This window comes from Shewanella surugensis, from assembly GCF_023284005.1.
In the GTDB taxonomy this organism is placed as follows: Bacteria; Pseudomonadota; Gammaproteobacteria; order Enterobacterales; family Shewanellaceae; genus Shewanella; species Shewanella surugensis.
Window position 1 is genome coordinate 1 of the sequence record NZ_JAKIKS010000331.1, and the last position, 985, is coordinate 985.

Annotated in this window: 1 protein-coding gene; it reads right to left on the reverse strand. The window is 35.8% G+C overall.

The genetic code is table 11. From position 1 onward, the window contains the following. A partial coding sequence (locus L2764_RS27355; RefSeq protein WP_248943477.1) for a hypothetical protein occupies positions 1 to 342 on the reverse strand: 342 nt, incomplete at its 3' end. Between the last annotated feature and the right edge of the window lie 643 nt (positions 343 to 985).

Genomic DNA, 985 nt, shown 5'->3' on the forward strand with positions numbered 1-985 from the left:
CATGATGATCGCGGAAGGGTAATGTCGGCCTGAAAAATTGAGTGTCATGGGAGTGAACATAAAAAGCGATGCTTGGATCATAAAGCATTGATGCTGTTTGCGACAGAACCCTTCGAATCGCCTTACTTCATTTGCGATAATGGTTTCTCTTTCGTTAATGGCCTTGGCGAGTTCTGCATACTGGGCTCGAATGTGGTTAAGTTGATCACGCATGTCGATCAGTGACTGTTCTCCCAGTTCATCTTGGATTAATGGTGTAATTGTTTCTACATAGCGTGCTTGGTTTTGGCTATAAAAAAGAGAGATCAAAACTATGAGTGTGATTTTGTGTGATCGTTTCACTTTTTCCACATGGTTTATTGTTTTTGATATAGTGAGCATTTCATCATATAAAATTGGGATTTGATTTTATGGGGTCTTTGAAATACCCATTATCTATTTTCTGATGTAATTGATTGAATGATCAGATGATGGTCGATAAATCGCATTGGAGGGATTTGAGTTATTCTACTTATCCACATTTCTTATAATAAGATCTATATTGATCTATAAGAGATCTATAAAGATCTATAAAGCTATATAGGGTCTGAGTTTTCTTTTCCTATCAGTGTGTTACAGCACGTGGTGTGACTAAATCTTAGTGTATTGTGACCATATCTTAGTGTGTTGTGACTGTTTATTAGTGTTCTATGACTAAATCTTAGTGTTCCTGTGACTGTTTATTAGTGTATCTATGACACATTATTAGTGTCTGAATTGACTTATTTAGTTAAATCAAATTAATTATATATTCTTGGATTTTGATAAGAGATAGGAAATTATATAAAAGTATGCATTTTGACGTTGGCTAAAAACCTTAGTGTGTGGATCAATAAACAGGCTGACTCCTGCTTAAAGGTGCCCAAATCTTAGTGTGTGTCTCAATTAACAGGCTGACTCCTGCTTAAAGGTGCCCAAATCTTAGTGTACGGCTCAATAAACAGGC